The sequence below is a fragment of the Rhodococcus sp. 320_ES genome, from assembly GCF_059691855.1.
Genome location: NZ_JCAWAG010000001.1, coordinates 472245 through 488519 on the forward strand (window position 1 = coordinate 472245; position 16275 = coordinate 488519).

Genomic DNA, 16275 nt, shown 5'->3' on the forward strand with positions numbered 1-16275 from the left:
TCAGGCGACGCCGGGATCCGACGTCGACACGGGCGCAGCCAACACGTTGTCGATCTGGTACTTCTTCGCCGCGTCGACCGCCTTGGAGGGGTCGACCTCGCCGGACTTGCCGAGCGCCGACAGTGCCGCGACGACGATCGATTCGGCATCGACGTTGAAGTAGCGACGCGCGGCGGTGCGGGTGTCCGAGAAGCCGAATCCGTCGGTTCCGAGGGTGACGTAGTCGCCCGGCACCCACTGACGGATCTGGTCGGGAACCGCCCGCATCCAGTCGGACGCCGCGATGAACGGACCGTCCGAGTCGTTGAGCTTCTGCGTCACGTACGGCACGCGGAACTCCTCGTCCGGGTGGCGCAGGGCGTGCGTCTCCGCCTCGACACCGTCGCGGCGCAGCTCGCTCCACGAGGTGACCGACCAGACGTCGGCCGAGACACCCCAGTCCTCGGCGAGCAGTTCCTGCGCCCGCAGGCCCGACGGCATGCCGACGCCCGAGACGAGCAGCTGAGCCTTGGGCCCGTCGCCCGACCCCTTCTTGTAGAGGTAGATGCCTTTGAGCAGCCCCTCGACGTCGAGGTCCTCGGGCTCCGCCGGCTGCTGGTACGGCTCGTTGTAGAGGGTGATGTAGTAGAAGACGTTCTCACCGCCGAAGCCGTCTACGCCTTCGGTTCCGCCGTACATCCGGCGAAGTCCGTCCTTGACGATGTGCGCGATCTCGAACGAGAACGCCGGGTCGTATGCCAACGCCGCGGGGTTGGTGGACGCGAGCAGGAGCGAGTGCCCGTCCGCGTGCTGCAGCCCCTCACCGGTCAGCGTGGTGCGCCCGGCCGTGGCGCCGAGGACGAATCCGCGGGCCATCTGATCCGCGGCGGCCCACAGACCGTCACCGGTCCGCTGGAAACCGAACATCGAGTAGAAGATGTACAGCGGGATCATCGGCTCGCCGTGCGTGGCGTACGACGTGCCGACGGCGGTGAACGACGACGTCGAACCGGCTTCGTTGATGCCCTCGTGCAGGATCTGGCCCGCCGAGTTCTCCTTGTAGGCGAGCATCAGCTCCGAGTCGACGGACGTGTAGAGCTGACCGTTGCGGTTGTAGATCTTGAGCGACGGGAACCACGAGTCCATACCGAACGTGCGCGCTTCGTCGGGGATGATCGGCACGATGCGGTGTCCGATTTCCTTGTCGCGCAGCAGTTCCTTCATGACGCGCACGAGGGCCATCGTGGTGGCGACCTCCTGCTTGCCGGACCCCTTCATGATCGACTTGTAGGTCGAGTCGGGCGGCATCGGCAGCGGCTTGGAATCCGTGCGGCGCTCGGGCACGAACCCGCCGAGCGCGCGGCGGCGCTCCTGCATGTACTGGATCTCCGGTGCGTCCGCTCCGGGGTGGTAGTACGGGGGCAGGTACGGATCCTTCTCGAGCTCCTCGTCGGAGATCGGGATGTGCTGAATGTCGCGGAACGCCTTCAGATCGTCGAGCGTGAGCTTCTTCATCTGGTGCGTCGCGTTGCGGCCCTCGAAGTGCTTGCCGAGGGTGTAGCCCTTGATGGTGTGCGCCAGGATGACCGTCGGCTGGCCCTTGTGTGCCATCGCGGCCGCGTAGGCGGCGTGCACCTTGCGGTAGTCGTGTCCACCGCGCTTGAGGTTCCAGATCTCGTCGTCCGTGAGGTCCTTGACCAGTTCCTTCGTGCGCGGATCGCGACCGAAGAAGTTGTCGCGGACGTACCCGCCGTCGTTGGCCTTGTAGGTCTGGAAGTCGCCGTCGGGCGTGGTGTTCATCAGGTTCACCAGGGCGCCGTCACGGTCCTTGTGCAGCAGGGCGTCCCACTCGCGTCCCCAGACGACCTTGATGACGTTCCAGCCGGCGCCGCGGAAGAACGACTCCAGCTCCTGGATGATCTTGCCGTTGCCGCGGACGGGTCCGTCGAGGCGCTGCAGGTTGCAGTTGATGACGAAGGTCAGGTTGTCGAGACCTTCGGTCGCGGCCACGTGCGCGAGGCCGCGTGACTCGGGTTCGTCCATCTCGCCGTCGCCGAGGAACGCCCAGACGTGCTGGTCCGAGGTGTCCTTGATCTTGCGATCTTCGAGGTAGTGGTTGAAGCGGGCCTGGTAGATGGCGTTCATCGGGCCGAGGCCCATCGACACCGTCGGGAACTCCCAGAAGTCGGGCAGCAGGCGCGGGTGCGGGTAGGACGGCAGGCCGCCGCCGTCGTCGGCGTGGCTGTGCTCCTGACGGAATCCGTCCATCTGCTCGGGAGAGATGCGGCCCTCGAGGAACGCGCGGGCGTAGATGCCGGGGGAGGCGTGACCCTGGATGAAGATGTGGTCACCGCCGCCGGGGTGATCCTTGCCGCGGAAGAAGTGGTTGAAGCCGACCTCGTACAGCGCCGCCGAGGACGCGTAGGTGGAGATGTGGCCGCCGACGCCCACACCGGGACGCTGCGCGCGGTGCACCATGATCGCGGCGTTCCAGCGGATCCACGCGCGGTACTTGCGCTCGGCGCTCTCGTCGCCCGGGAACCACGGCTCGTTCTCGGTGGGGATGGTGTTGACGTAGTCGGTCGACGTCAGCGCGGGAATCGCAACGTGTTTCTCGCCTGCTCGTTCGAGCAGCCGCAGCATCAGATAGCGCGCGCGGGCCGGACCCGATCGCTCGACGAGCTGGTCGAACGACTCCATCCATTCGCCGGTCTCGTCACTGTCGATATCGGGGAGGTACGAGGCCACCCCTTCTCTGATGACACGGACGCGCTCGCTTTTCGCGGGTGCGGTCTTCTCGCTCGTCGACTCCGACAACGTGTTTATCTCCTCGATGTGGTGGCTGCACGGTGGTGCATCCGATCCTGCGACTCGACTGTGTGACGCCGGGCCGCATAATCCCTGACGGTGATCCAGGTCAATCCTGCTACATCTGGGCCGTCCTGGTACATCAGGTCGCCGAATGGGTAGGCCTGAAATTAATGAACACCGAAACGACGCGCCAGCTTGCGTTGAGGCGTCAGACACTGTTCGCTTTGCTTTACCCCGTTTACCCAGATCAGAGGAGGACACCACCGTGGTCGCCGCGGCCGACGCCCAGAATTACGCTCAGAAGCTCGGAATTACGCGAGACATGGTGGTCCAGGAACTGGGTTGGGACGAGGACACCGACGAGGACATCCGCGCCGACATCGAGGAGATGATCGGCGGCGAGACTCTCGACGAGGACTCGGACGAAGTCATCGACGTGGTGATCCTGTGGTGGCGCGACGGGGACGGGGATCTGGTCGACGCGTTGATGGACGCCATCACTCCGCTCGGCGACGAGGGCTTCGTGTGGGTGCTGACACCCAAGACCGGCCAGTCCGGGCACGTCGAACCCAGCGAGATCGCCGAATCGGCTCCGACGGCAGGACTGACGCAGACATCCGCCGCGAACCTCGGCATGTGGTCCGGCAGCCGGCTGGTTCAGCCCAAGGCACAGCCGAGCAAGCGATGACCGTCGAGGTGGGTGCAGAGGCGCCCGATTTCACGTTGAAGGATCAGAACAACCAGGACGTGACCCTCTCGTCGTACCGGGGTTCGAAGAACGTTCTGCTCGTGTTCTACCCGCTCGCCTTCACCGGAACCTGTCAGGGCGAGCTGTGCCAGGTCCGCGACGAACTCCCGAAGTTCGAGAACGAGACGACGGCCATCCTCGCGGTGTCCGTCGGAGCCCCGCCGACGCACAAGATCTGGGCAGCCGAGCAGGGATACCTGTTCCCCTTGCTGTCCGACTTCTGGCCGCACGGCGCCGTGGCGCAGGCCTATGGCGTGTTCAACGACAAGCTCGGGTTCGCCAACCGCGGCACGTTTGTCATCGACAAAGAGGGCATCGTGCGCTTTGCCGAGATGATGGGGCCGGGAGAGGCCCGTGACCAGGGAGCTTGGGAGAAAGCGCTCGCCGCGCTAGCCTCCTAGTGCTTCACGGGCGTATAGCTCAGCGGTAGAGCTCTGGTTTTACACACCAGCGGTCGGGGGTTCGAACCCCTCTGCGCCCACTGTGAACTCGGCCGTCGGTGCGCGTGGTTGCACCGAAGTCGGCGGAATGCAGCGGGATCCCGCGCATGCGGGCGACTTGGGTGCAGTGACGGTCGGTGAACGCCCATCGCTCCGGCGGTGCAGAATCACGAAGTGGAAATCGCTCTCTTTCTCGTCGCGCTCGTCGCCGGCGTCCTCGCTGTCACGGCCTTGTCCGAACGGGTGAACATCCCGCCGCCGCTGTCGTTGATCGTGGTCGGTGTCATCGCGTCCTACGTTCCGGGCGTTCCGGAGGTCCATCTCGAACCCGAGATGGTGCTGATCGGGTTGCTCCCGCCGCTCCTCTACGCGACGGCCATCCAGTCGTCGCTGGTCGATTTCAACGCCAATCGGCGATCGATCCTCCTGCTGTCGGTCGGCTTGGTGGCCTTCACGACGGTGGGTGTCGGCGCGGTGGTTCATTTGATCGTCCCGAACATCTCGTGGCCGGCCGCGCTGGCCATCGGCGCCGTCGTCGCACCGCCGGATGCGGTGGCCGCGACCGCGATCGGGCGACGCATCGGGTTGCCCCGCCGCATCGTGACGATCCTCGAAGGTGAGTCGCTGCTGAACGACGCGACCGCGCTGGTGGCGCTCAGTACCGCTATCTACGCGTTGAGCAACTCCGTGCATCCGTGGACGATCGGGTTCGACTTCCTCCTCGCGGCCGGTGGCGGCATCGTGGTGGGTCTCGCCACGTTCTTCGTGGTGGCGAAGATTCGCCGGAAGCTGGCCAATCCTGTTCTCGACACCGCGATTTCGCTCGTGATCCCGTTCGCCGCCTACCTCGTTGCCGAGGAGATCCACGCGTCGGGCGTGCTCGCCGTGGTGATCGCCGGTCTGCTGCTGGGCCACAAGGCGCCGATCCTGCAGTCGGCGCAATCGCGTATCGCCGAGAGGATGAACTGGCGAACCATCGCGTACATCCTCGAGAACGCGGTCTTCCTACTGATCGGTTTGCAGGCGTCGTGGCTGCTCGCCGACGTCAGCAAGAGTTCGCTGTCGTTGGTCACCATCGTGGTGGTCTGCGTCGCCACCCTGCTCGCGGTGATCGTGCTGCGCATGATCTGGGTGTACGCCGCGCGCTGGGTGCTGGTGCGGCCCGGAGCCGATCGCGTCACCGGAACCAAGCCGTCGTGGCGCTACACCCTCCTGCTGGGCTGGGCCGGCATGCGCGGTGTGGTCACGCTCGCCGCGGCGTTCGTCATCCCGGCCGGTACGCAGGACCGAGAGATATTGCTGCTCATCGCCTTCACCGTCGTGGCCGGCACGCTGTTCATCCAGGGTCTGTCGTTGCCGTGGCTCTCGCGCCGACTCGAGGTGCCGTCACCCGACCCGATGGACGACGCGCTGGCCCGCGCCACGCTGCTGCAGCAGGCGTCCAAGGCGGGATTCAAGGCACTCGGCGAGCTCGAATACGAGGACCCGCACGGCGTGGAGGCGCAGGTCCGCCAGCGCGTCGACCAGCGCAACTTCGCGGCCTGGGAGCGCCTGGGAACCACACCCGATCAGGAGACACCCAGCGAGCTGTACTCCCGCGTCCGGCAGACCATGATCGACGCCGAGCGCCATCGCATTCTCGAGATTCGTAAGTCCGGCAACGTGCCGTCCGAGGTGATCGGTGAGGTACTCGCGATGCTCGACGTCGAGGAATCGATGATCGACCGGGCAGACGAAGCGCGCTCAGCGATCAGAACGTCGAACGTGCTGCGGGCCGGACACAGCAAATCGTGCGACCACCTCGATCGCTATCCCGAGGTCGAGACGCAGACCGACGGCATCTGCCACGAATGCCTACGCGACGGCACCGAGTGGGTTGCGCTGCGGCAGTGCCTCGAGTGCGGGCACGTGGCGTGCTGCGACTCGTCACCGAAACAGCATGCGACGCAACATTTCTACGACACGACGCATCCGGTGATGGAATCCGCCGAGCCGGGGGAGAGCTGGCGGTGGTGCTACGTGCACCACTACACGGCGTGACGCCTCAACTGGATGTGTATTCCTGCTCGGGGCGGCCGGTCGAGCCGTACCGAAGCTGCATGCGCAGCTGCTGTTTCGACACGAGTGCCGCGAGGTAGCGCTGGGCGGTCGCCCGCGAGATGCCGATCGCGGTCGCGACCTCGCCCGCGGACATGGGGGAGTCGGCACCGCGGACGGCGGTGAGCACCAGGTCGCGCGTCACGGTGTGGGTCGCGGCGACGTCGGGTTTGGCGGCCACGCGAAGCGCTTCGAGGGCGGCGTCGAGTTCGGGTTGCGTGAGGTCGTCGGATCGGTCGACGGCCCCGCGGTAGCGCGCGTACGCCTGCAGCCGGTCGACCAGCGCCGACCGCGGGAACGGTTTGATCAGGTACGTGAACGCGCCGGCGGTGACGGCGGAGCGAATGGACGCCGAGTCGGCCGCCGCGCTCAGAACGATTGCGTCGCAGGGCAACCGGCGCACCAAATCGATGCCGGAGCCGTCGGGAAGGTAAACGTCGACCAAGGCAAGGTCGAACGCCGTCGTGGCCACGAGTTGGTCCGCCTGCTCGATGCTGTTGGCCTGCGCTCCCACGGCGAAACCGTCGAGCGAATCGACCAAGCTCGCATGAAGATTGGCCACGCGGAAGTCGTCGTCGACCACGAGAACGGACAAGCTCATGCGCTCTGTCCCGTCGTCAGGGCGTGGGGGAGTCGGGCGATGAACACTGCTCCGCCGCGGGTGTTCTCGGGGCCGGGAACACCACCGGGGTCGGCGATCAGAATGTCCCCGCCCCGACTGCGCGCGATCTGTCTGCTGAGCGCCAAACCGAGCCCGCGTCCGCCTGGCGCCGTGGTGGTGCGGGTGGTCACGCCCTCGGTGAACGCCGACTCGGCGTCGAGTGCGACACCGTCACCGGTGTCGGCCACGGTGATGTGCAACGTCGAATCCTCCTGTAGCAGTTCCACTTCGACTTCGGCCGGCCGCCGTGCGCCGAGTCGGGCGGCGTCGACCGCGTTGTCGATCAGGTTGCCCACCACCGTCGTCACGTCGACGGGTACCGCGACCTCGTCGCTGACCCAGGTGTTCTCCCCGAGCACCAGGCGCACCCCACTTTCTCTGGCGTGCGCGGCTTTCGCGGTGAGGAACGCGCTGAGATAGGTGTCGGAGACGGTGTCGATACCGCTCAGCGACTCCGCTCGCGGACCGACTCCGAGGATCTCGTCGATGTACTCCTTGGCTCGCTCGGGGTGTTCGTCGTGCAGCAGACCCGAGATGAGATGCAGGCGGTTGGCGAACTCGTGGCGCTGGGCCCGCAATGCGGAACTCATCGACTGCACGGCGTCGAGCTGGCGAGTGAGGGTGTCGACGTCGGTGCGATCACGCACCGTCAGAACGGTTCCGAGGTTCGCCCCGTCGCGCAGCACCCGCCGGGCCGACGCAATCACCACGTGATCCTCGACCGACGCGAGCAGCGGCTCACCGGTGGCGTCGCCGATGACGTCGAGCAGCCGCGGCGTCAGACCGATTGCTGCGACGTCGGATCCGACGTCGCCGGTGATGGCGAGAAGCGAACGGGCCTCGTCGTTGACGACGGTGACGATCCCGGTGGCGTCGACGGCCACGACGCCTTCGCCGATGCCGTGCAACACTGCTTCCTGCTCGCGGACCAGTTCGGTGAGCTCCTCCGGTTCGAGGCCGAGGGTGAGCCGTTTCCACCGCCGCGCCAACAGAATCGAGCCGAGCACGCCGAGGGCGAGGACGGCGCCCGTGACAAGGCCGCCGTTGACGAGATCGCGAAACAGCTCGCCGCGGACCGCGGTGGTGGAGATGCCGACACTCACCTCGCCCGCGACCAAATCGGTCGAATCCGGTTCGAAGACGGGCACTTTCGCTCGAACCGAATCGCCGAGCGTTCCGCGCTCCTGCTCGATCACCTCGTTCCCGGCGAGTGCGGCGGTGGGGTCGGTGCTGACCACCTGGCCCAGGACGGTGGGGTCGGGGTGCGCCAGACGCAGTCCGCGATCGTCGGTGATCACCACGAACAGCGCGTCGGTTCTCGTTCGATAGCTTTCGGCCGCGCGTTGCAGCGACCCGTTCGCCAACACGGCAGCCGGAGCGGCGGGGGTGCCGGCGCTGTCTGCCGTCGCGAACTGCGTCACCTGCGAGCGCACCTCGGGATCGGCGGCCACGGCCCGTGCGATGGCGAGCGCGCGTTGGCCGTACTCGTCGGACAGGCGCTGGCCGCTGGTGAACGCGAACGCGGCAAAGGCGGCCAGCAGGGTGAACGCCACCAGGGCGGCCTGCAGCAGGAGGACCTGGGTCCTCAGCCGGATGGATCGCCGTCCCGAGCGCACGAACCCAGGCTAACCCCGGACCGTGAGCACAATGCGCAAAACCCGCGGGAACGTCGGTTGCGCGGGTAGTGCGCACAAGCGAGGAGATGTGAGGTCTCGCACGTAACTTCGGTCACAACCCCCGGGCCCAGTGGCCCACAGAACACTTCGACAAGGAGTTCACGATGTTGGTGATCCTCGGCTTCCTGATGGTGGCCGCGTTCATGTTCCTCATCTTGACCAAACGTGCGACGCCCGTCGTCGCCCTGACCCTGGTGCCCGTGATCTTCGGCCTCCTCGCCGGAGCCGGCCTCGGCATCGGTGACATGATCACCGACGGCATCAAATCCCTCGCCCCGACGGCGGCCCTGCTGTTCTTCGCGATCATCTTCTTCGGAATCATGATCGACGTGGGTCTGTTCGACCCGCTGGTGCGCGCCATCCTGCGCCTGGTGAAGAACGACCCGATGAAGCTCGTGGTCGGCACCGCGGTGCTCGCCATGGTGGTCTCGCTCGACGGCGACGGATCGACGACGTTCATCATCGTGACCTCCGCGCTGCTGCCTCTCTACCTCAAACTCGGTGTGAGCCCGGTGATCCTGACCGTCGTGGCCGGCCTCGCCAACGGCACCATGAACATCATCCCGTGGGGTGGACCCACCGTCCGCGCCGCATCGGCTCTCGGCATCTCCCCGTCCGACGTCTTCATCCCCATGGTCCCGTCGCTCATCGTCGGTCTGATCATCGTGGTCCTGTTCTCGATCCACCTCGGCATCATGGAGCGTCGTCGCATCGGCTCGCTCGTCTTCGAGAAGCAGCTCGTCAAGCAGGGCTCCGGCGCATCGAAGTCGGTGTCCGGCGGCAGCGCGGGCACCGGCGGAGGCGACGACGGCGACTCCGGACGTTTCATCGACGGCCTCGACCCGAACCGCGACACACTGCGCCCGAAGCTGCTGTGGTTCAACGCGATTCTCACCGTCACGCTGCTCGTGATCCTCGTCATGGACATCCTGCCCATCCCGGTGCTCTTCATGATCGCCGCATCGATCGCGCTGACCTTCAACTTCCCGAAGGTCAAGGAGCAGGGCGAGGCCATTGCCCGGCACTCCTCCTCCATCGTCTCGGTGGTCGCCATGGTGCTCGCCGCAGCAATCCTGACCGGTGTCTTCCAGGGAACCGGCATGGTCGAAGCAATGGCGCAGTGGCTGCTCAACGTCATCCCGTCCGGCATGGGGCCGTACCTCGCCGTCATCACCGGCGTGCTCTCGCTCCCGCTGACCTTCTTCATGACCAACGACGCCTTCTACTTCGGCATCCTCCCGGTGCTGTCGGAGACCGCCGCCAAGTACGGCATCGAGCCGGTCGAGATGGCACGCGCCTCCATCACCGGCCAGGCCGTCCACCTGCAGAGCCCGCTGGTCCCGGCCATCCTGCTACTGGTCACCCTCGCCGGCGTCTCGCTCGCCGATCACCACAAGAAGGTTCTGTGGCGAGCGGCAGTCGTGTCCATCTCCATGCTGGTCGTCGGCGTTCTCGTCGGCCAGATCCCCTTCGGCTGAACGGAAATCGCATGAGTGTCGCAGTACTGCACAGCACGTCGACCGAAGGCCGCACCGCCCTCGTCGAGGCAGTTCGTGAAGCCAGGACCCGCTCCACCGACCTGGTCGTGTTGCACGCATTCTCCGGTTCGCAAGCCGCCGAGGAGAGCGAGGCGGCGGCCGTCGAGAACGCGGTCATCGCAGCGTTCTCGGAGATCGAGTCGGCCGGCGACGTGGTTTGGAGCGTCGCAACGGGCCAGCCGGATCCGGATTCGACGTCCACCCTTCTGGCCCTGATCGACAAGGCCGACGCCGAGCTGGTGGTGGTCGGATCTCGCCACCGCTCCGCCGTCGGAAAGTTCTTGATGGGACAGCCGATTCAGAGGCTTCTGCTGGAATCACGGATTCCGGTGTTGCTGGTCAAATCGTAACGACGCGTGCGCGCCACCTCACCGGGGTGGCGCGCATTGCCGTGCGCTGGGTAGCTCTCGCGATCGTCTCCACCGCGGGGTGGCTTCTGCTCGACGCACTCGGTCTGACCGCACCGTCGCTGTTCGCCGCACTGGTCGTCGCGGTCGTGTTCGCTTTGACGGGCGTCGGCCCCCGGCGGGTGCCGCGGCCGCTGTCGATGGCCGCGCAGGGAACGCTCGCCGCCACCATCGGACTGATGGTCGACACCGAGACGCTGAGCGCGCTGGGGGACAACTGGTTACCGGCCGTTCTCGTCGGCCTCGCGACCCTGGTGGTCAGCGCAGGGTGTGGGGCCCTGCTCGCCCTGCACCGCGACGTGGACCCCATCACCGGTGCGTTGGCTCTGATTGCCGGTGGCGCAACGGGATTGGTCGCCATCGCGAAGGAGCTCGGCGGCGACGAACGCATCGTCGCGGTGGTGCAGTACCTGCGCGTGGCGCTCGTGGTGGTGACGATGCCGCTCGTGGTGACGTTCGTCTTCCACGAGCAGGCGGCGACGTCGCCATCCGCGTCGGAGGACGGCTCGCCCTGGTGGGGAACGGCGTTTCTCGTCGGCGCCATCGTCGTGGGAATTGCGGTCGGGATGCTGATCCGTCTGCCGGCGCCGGCGACGCTCGGGCCCCTGTTCGTGGCGGGCGCATGCGAGTTGGCCGGATGGCCGGACGGCATCTCCGTCCCGACGGTGATCCTGCCCGTCGCGTTCATGATCATCGGATGGCAAGCGGGACTGGCCTTCACGATGGCCAGCCTGCGCGCGATCGGCAGGATCTTCCCGTACGCGTTCCTCCTCGTTCTGGTGATTGCCGGTATCTGTGCGCTGCTCGGCTGGGTGCTGTCGGCGACGACGGGTGTGTCGATGTTGACCGGCTATCTGGCCACGACGCCGGGCGGGCTGGCGGCGGTACTGGCGGTGTCGGCGTCGACGGGCGCCGGAGTGACGTTCGTGGCCTGCGTTCAGCTGATCAGGCTGGTGTCGATGCTGGTCGCAGCGCCGGTGGCGGCGAAGCTGTACTCCCGGCGGGCGAAAGTGGAACATTCGTCCCGGTGAGCGGGACCGATGTTCCACTCCCGGAGCTCGCGGGAACCGTAGCGCTCCGACTGCGTCCAAGTGAGTGTGAACACCAGGCAGTTGAACCGACACTTCGCGAAGCAAGACGGGGTCGTGACGGCAAGTCAGGCGGCCGCGTGCGGCATGTCGAGGTCGGCGATCGGACGACGCCTGTCGACAGGTGCCTGGCGCCGGCTCGCGTCCGGGGTCTACCTGCGGGCCGATCACCCGATGTCGCCTGCAGTCACTCTGCGAACCGCGGTCTTCGCGGCAGGTGACGGCGCGTGCGCGTACGGTCCGAGCGCGGCGTGGTGGCACGGGCTGATCGACCGTCCGCCGAAGGAGACCTGGGTGACCATTCCGAAGGCGCGACGGGTGAGACGCTGCCCCGCGACGCACGTCCGGCGGAGAGACCTCGACTGGACCGACTGCGAGGCCATCCGATCCCTTCGTGTCACGGTGCTTCCGTTGGCGGTTCTCGAGGCGACGGTGCTGCTGCCCAACGGCTCTCAGTTTCTCGACCGAGCGTTGCAGCGGCACGTGAGTCTGCCGATCCTGAGACGAGTGCACGAGAAGCACGCCCGCAGCGCCGGGAGCGCCGCGGCCGGAGCGATGCTGACGATCGCGGCCGAGGGCGGTGCCTCCGCTGCCGAGCGACTACAGATTCGGCTACTCCGCGCGGGCAACGTGACCGGCTGGCGGACGCACGTGTGGGCCTGCGGGTACGAACTCGACGTGGCATTCGTGAGGGAGATGGTCGCGATCGAGGTGGACGGCTGGGCGTGGCACCGAGACGTCGAACGGTTCACTCACGATGCGAAGAGGCAGAACGCGCTGGTCAACGCAGGCTGGCACATCCTGCGCTTCAACTGGCATCGACTCACGAACGATCCGGACGGTGTGCTTCGGGAGATCCGCGCGGCCCTGGCGTCGAGATCCTGAACCATGAGTGGACTCCATGTCCCGGTGAGCGGGACCGATGTTCCTCAGGTGGTGGACAATGTGCCCTATGACAGCACCCGACGCCGACGAACACCACGGCTACATCGGTGACAAGGCCAAGTACCTCACTCGCCTCAAGCGGATCGAGGGGCAGACGCGCGGCGTCGCCCGCATGATCGATGAGGAGCAGTACTGCATCGACATCCTCACCCAGATCTCCGCGCTCACGGCAGCGCTGCAGAACGTTGCGCTCGGCCTGCTCGACGATCACCTGGCGCACTGCGTCGCCCACGCCGTCCAGGAGAGCGACGAGGCGGGGGCGGAGAAGCTGGCCGAGGCGTCGAAGGCGATCGCGCGGCTCGTGCGCAGCTAGGGAGTCAGCGCGTCTCGTCCCGACAGCAGGTCCAGCACCACTTTCGGGCGGGCCAACCATTCGCGAGCGTAGTTGCGCACCAACGCGAGTCGGTTGCAGTCGCAGGACGCATCGACTCCGTCGACGTCGATTCCCTTCTCCCGGCACAGCGCCACCGCGCGCGAGACGTGCAGGCCTTGGGTGACGATGAGGGCCTTGGTCACGCCATAGGTGGAGGCTGCTCGTGCGCAGGTGTCGTAGGTGTCGACGCCGTGCGGATCCCCGGTGATCGATTCGGGGTCGATTCCCTCGGAGACGAGGTACTCGGTCATGGCCGCGATCTCGTCGCCCGAAGCGCCGTCGGCATCTCCGGACACCAGCACACGGGACGCGCGCCCGGTCTCGACCAGTACGACGGCCGCGTCGAGCCGGCCCTGGAGAAACTTCATCGGCTTCCCGTCACGCACCTGCGAACCCAGAACGATCACGGTCGGAGCAGCCGGAGCGTCGGCGACATCGTGCACACGGCCGGACGACAGATAGGCCACCCACGCCGCGGAGCCCAGAAGAACCAGAATCACCGCCGAGACGATCACGACGAAGGAACGGACGAGCGCGGTCTTCATAACCGAAGAACATAGCTACCTGTTCTGTGGGAATTCTGAACTCCGCAGTGCTCTCGAGTATTACCCTGCGATTTCATGAAACGTCCTTCGAGCGTGTGTTTCGCATTCTTCTCGGTCGCCGTTTTGTCGGTGGCGTCATGCTCGTCCAATTCCGCGGATGCACCCGCGACGACCAGTGCGGCGGGGTCGAGTTCCGCCGCCGCGGCCTCGTCGTTTCCGTCGGCCGCAGTCACGACTTCCTCGGCCCCTGCCGAGTTGACGCCCATCGTCGGCTCGATCACGGCGCCGCCCATTCCCGTTCCGGCGACCGACGGAAAGGTTCATCTGGCGTACGAGTTGAACTTGACGAATTTCGTGAGCCAACCGGTCACGGTGCAGTCGGTGACGGTCAGTGACGGCGACACCGTGTTGCAGAACCTCACGTCGGACGTTCTCCCCGAGTGGACGAAGGTGTTCGGAACCGATTCGCCGGGAACCACTTTCGGGCCGGGACAGAGCGGTCTCGTGTGGATCGACGCGGTGGTCGATTCGATGGACCAGGTGCCCGACACCCTGGAGAACCGCATTTCGGTGACGCTGGCGAACCCCAGCCCGCCGGTGCTCCCGGCGGCGCTGACGTACTCGGTGGCTCCGGTGACCGTCGACAAGGTGCAGCCGATCACGATCGCGTCGCCCCTTCGTGGGGAGCGCTGGGTGGACGGGAACGGATGCTGTTCGGTGACCGCCCACCGCGGCGCCGTCAGTCCTTTGAACGGAAAGCTCTGGGCGCCGGAGCGATTCGCCATCGACTGGGTCCAGCTCGACTCCGAGAACAAGTTGTTCACCGGCGACAAGACGTCGACGGCGAGCTACGCGTACTACGGCGCCGAGGTACACGCGGTTGCGGACGGCCCGGTCGTCACGATCGTCGACGGTCTCCCGGAGCAGACGCCCGGCGCCAACCCGAGCGGCCTGCCAGTGGACCAATACGGCGGAAATCACGTCGTTCAGGACATCGGCAACGGCCGCTACGCGTTCTACGCACACCTGCAGACCGGCAGCACATCGCGGGTGAAGGTCGGCGACCAGTTGAAGACCGGAGATGTCGTCGGATTACTCGGAAATTCCGGGAACACCGATTCCCCGCATCTGCATTTCCACGTGATGGACGGCGTCGATCCGCTCGTGTCGAACGGGCTGCCGTTCGAATTCGCGTCATTCGACACGACGGGCACATTCGCCTCGCCCGACGCCGTGAATCAGTTGTTGGAGACCAGCGCCCCGGCGCAATTGCAACCGGGAGTTACGACGGAGGCGAGGACGGATCAGATGCCGCTGTTCATGGACGTCGTCACGTTCTCGGCCCCCTAGTTCATTTCGACGCCGGCGATCTGCCGGACGCCACCCGCCCCGTCGAACGCGATCTGGCTCAGCGCAACCTTTTCCACGAAGAACCGGTCGTGGCTGACGATGACGACGGCGCCGGGGAACGCAACGAGCGCGCGCTCGAGAACCTGCGTGCTGGGTAGGTCGAGGTGGTTGGTGGGCTCGTCGAGGACGATCGTCCCGGCGCCGAACAGCAGGCACTGCGCCAACGCGACGCGCGCTCGCTGACCACCCGACAGCGTTCCGATGCGGGCCTTCTGATCCAGCTCGGAGAACTGGAGAAGAGTCAGGAACCGAGCGACGTCCTTCTTGGTCGCGGTGAGGGCAAGGCTGTCGGGCATGGCGTTGACCGAGTGCGTAACGGTGTCGTCGTCGTCCAAATCGTCGAGTACGCGGTTGTAGTGAATGAAGCTCGGCGCCTTCGTCTTCCACTTCACCCGACCCGAATCCGCGTCCTGTGCTCCGGTCAGAACGTCGACGAGCGTCGATTTGCCGCACCCGTTCGGTCCGGTCACGGCGATGCGATCACCGCGGTGGATCTCGAAGGACACGTCCGAGAAGAGGGTGCGATCACCGAACGATTTCGTCAGGTTCTCCACCACGCAGAGGTCGTCGTGCACGTGCAGTCCGCCGTAGATGCTCGTGATGATCTGATCGACCGGGCGGGGATTCTTGCTCTTCTTGATGTTCGCCAGGCGACGTTTCAACACCGCCGACGGATTCTTCTGCGCCTCTTTGCGATCGGCGATGGCGTCCTGCTCGTAGGCCAGCAGTTGCTGCTCGTTGCTGAATTCCCGTTCCAGGTTCTTCAGTCGAAACTGTTTCTGCTGAACGTATTCGGAGTAACTACCGTCGTACGTCTGCAGGTGGTTGTTTTCGATCTCGACTATGGACGTGGCGACCTGCTCCAGGAAATGCCGGTCGTGCGACACGACCAGCAGTGCGCCCCGGAAATCGCGGAGCCACCGCTCCAACCACGCGATGCCGGCGACGTCGAGGAAGTTCGTCGGCTCGTCGAGCAGCAGCACGTCCGGTGCTTCGAGAAGGATCTTCGCCAGAGCGGCGCGGTTACGCCAGCCACCGGACAGCTTGTCGACGGGGAGGTCTCGCCGTTCGTCGTCGAAGCCGAGCATGGACAGCGCGGTGTCGATGCTCTGCCGATACGTCCACCCGCCGCCGTGCTCCATCGCGTCGAGCAGTGCGGCTTGCCGGTCGATCAGTCGGTACATCTCCTTCTCGTCGATGTCGCCGCCGAGCAACTCCTCGACCTCGCTCAGTTCCGTTTCGACGGAGCGGATCTCGGCGAACAGCGACTCGAGCTCGGAACGAATGCTGTTGTCCCCGTCGAGTTCCGAGAACTGCGAGAAGTACCCGATGCGCGCGCCCTCGGTGACGTCGACCGTGCCGCTGTCGGGGGTGTCACGGCCGAGGAGAAGTTGCAGCAGGGTCGTCTTACCGGAACCATTGCGCCCGATCAGGCCGATGCGGTCACCGTCGCCGAGCCGGAAGAACACCTCTCGCAGGATCGTCTTCTGCTCGAAACTCTTGGCGACGTCGTTCAGTCTGATCCAGCTCACGAGCGCCAACTGTAGCTACCGTGGG

The 16275-nt window shown here is 66.0% G+C and carries 14 protein-coding genes and 1 tRNA gene; 10 read left to right on the forward strand and 5 right to left on the reverse strand.

Annotation, left to right across the window (positions count from 1 at the left end; translation table 11 throughout):
- Complete coding sequence (gene aceE / locus AC59JP_RS02495; protein WP_497324045.1) at positions 1-2796, reverse strand: pyruvate dehydrogenase (acetyl-transferring), homodimeric type; 2796 nt, start codon at positions 2794-2796, stop codon at positions 1-3.
- 259 nt (positions 2797-3055) lie between these two features.
- On the opposite strand from aceE, the gene AC59JP_RS02500 reads away from it, so the two are divergent.
- From AC59JP_RS02500 to AC59JP_RS02515, 4 genes are all read left to right on the forward strand, one after another.
- The gene (locus AC59JP_RS02500; RefSeq protein ID WP_497324046.1) at positions 3056-3478 is read left to right on the forward strand and encodes a DUF3052 domain-containing protein; all 423 of its coding nucleotides are present in this window, start codon (positions 3056-3058) and stop codon (positions 3476-3478) included.
- Positions 3475-3939, forward strand: coding sequence for a peroxiredoxin (locus tag AC59JP_RS02505; RefSeq protein WP_497324047.1), 465 nt, complete (start codon positions 3475-3477; stop codon positions 3937-3939). The genes AC59JP_RS02500 and AC59JP_RS02505 overlap by 4 nt, the downstream gene beginning before the upstream one ends.
- A gap of 8 nt (positions 3940-3947) precedes the next feature.
- Positions 3948-4019, forward strand: a tRNA-Val gene (locus AC59JP_RS02510).
- A gap of 133 nt (positions 4020-4152) precedes the next feature.
- On the forward strand, positions 4153-6018 hold the full coding sequence (locus AC59JP_RS02515) for a Na+/H+ antiporter (RefSeq protein ID WP_497324048.1): 1866 nt from the start codon (positions 4153-4155) through the stop codon (positions 6016-6018).
- A 4-nt stretch (positions 6019-6022) separates the two neighbouring features.
- On the opposite strand, the gene AC59JP_RS02520 is transcribed toward AC59JP_RS02515, so the two are convergent.
- Positions 6023-6676, reverse strand: coding sequence for a response regulator (locus AC59JP_RS02520; RefSeq protein ID WP_497324049.1), 654 nt, complete (start codon positions 6674-6676; stop codon positions 6023-6025).
- Positions 6673-8331, reverse strand: coding sequence for a sensor histidine kinase (locus tag AC59JP_RS02525; RefSeq protein WP_497324838.1), 1659 nt, complete (start codon positions 8329-8331; stop codon positions 6673-6675). The genes AC59JP_RS02520 and AC59JP_RS02525 overlap by 4 nt, the downstream gene beginning before the upstream one ends.
- A 185-nt stretch (positions 8332-8516) precedes the next feature.
- Here AC59JP_RS02525 and AC59JP_RS02530 point away from each other — a divergent pair, with 185 nt between their 5' ends.
- The 5 genes from AC59JP_RS02530 (at position 8517) to AC59JP_RS02550 (ending at position 12703) form a co-directional block, all read left to right on the forward strand.
- Positions 8517-9890, forward strand: coding sequence for a CitMHS family transporter (locus AC59JP_RS02530; protein ID WP_497324050.1), 1374 nt, complete (start codon positions 8517-8519; stop codon positions 9888-9890).
- 11 nt (positions 9891-9901) lie between these two features.
- Entirely contained in the window at positions 9902-10300 is a 399-nt protein-coding gene (locus AC59JP_RS02535; protein ID WP_497324051.1) for a universal stress protein, read from the forward strand.
- 26 nt (positions 10301-10326) lie between these two features.
- Positions 10327-11388 (forward strand): AbrB family transcriptional regulator, encoded by a 1062-nt coding sequence (locus AC59JP_RS02540; protein ID WP_497324052.1) that lies wholly within the window; start codon positions 10327-10329, stop codon positions 11386-11388.
- A 66-nt stretch (positions 11389-11454) separates the two neighbouring features.
- Positions 11455-12330 carry a PDDEXK-like endonuclease domain-containing protein gene (locus tag AC59JP_RS02545; RefSeq protein ID WP_497324839.1) on the forward strand — a complete coding sequence of 292 codons (876 nt, stop codon included), beginning with the start codon at positions 11455-11457 and terminating at the stop codon, positions 12328-12330.
- A 58-nt stretch (positions 12331-12388) separates the two neighbouring features.
- Positions 12389-12703 (forward strand): metal-sensitive transcriptional regulator, encoded by a 315-nt coding sequence (locus AC59JP_RS02550; RefSeq protein ID WP_497324054.1) that lies wholly within the window; start codon positions 12389-12391, stop codon positions 12701-12703.
- Here the strand turns inward: AC59JP_RS02550 and AC59JP_RS02555 are convergent.
- Positions 12700-13308, reverse strand: a complete 609-nt coding sequence (locus AC59JP_RS02555) for a SanA/YdcF family protein (protein ID WP_497324055.1) — start codon at positions 13306-13308, stop codon at positions 12700-12702. The two genes, AC59JP_RS02550 and AC59JP_RS02555, sit on opposite strands and share 4 nt — an antisense overlap.
- 75 nt (positions 13309-13383) lie before the next feature.
- Between AC59JP_RS02555 and AC59JP_RS02560 the strand changes: the two genes are divergently transcribed.
- Entirely contained in the window at positions 13384-14658 is a 1275-nt protein-coding gene (locus tag AC59JP_RS02560; protein WP_497324056.1) for a M23 family metallopeptidase, read from the forward strand.
- Here the strand turns inward: AC59JP_RS02560 and AC59JP_RS02565 are convergent.
- The gene (locus AC59JP_RS02565; protein ID WP_497324057.1) at positions 14655-16250 is read right to left on the reverse strand and encodes an ABC-F family ATP-binding cassette domain-containing protein; all 1596 of its coding nucleotides are present in this window, start codon (positions 16248-16250) and stop codon (positions 14655-14657) included. The genes AC59JP_RS02560 and AC59JP_RS02565 overlap by 4 nt on opposite strands.
- Between the last annotated feature and the right edge of the window lie 25 nt (positions 16251-16275).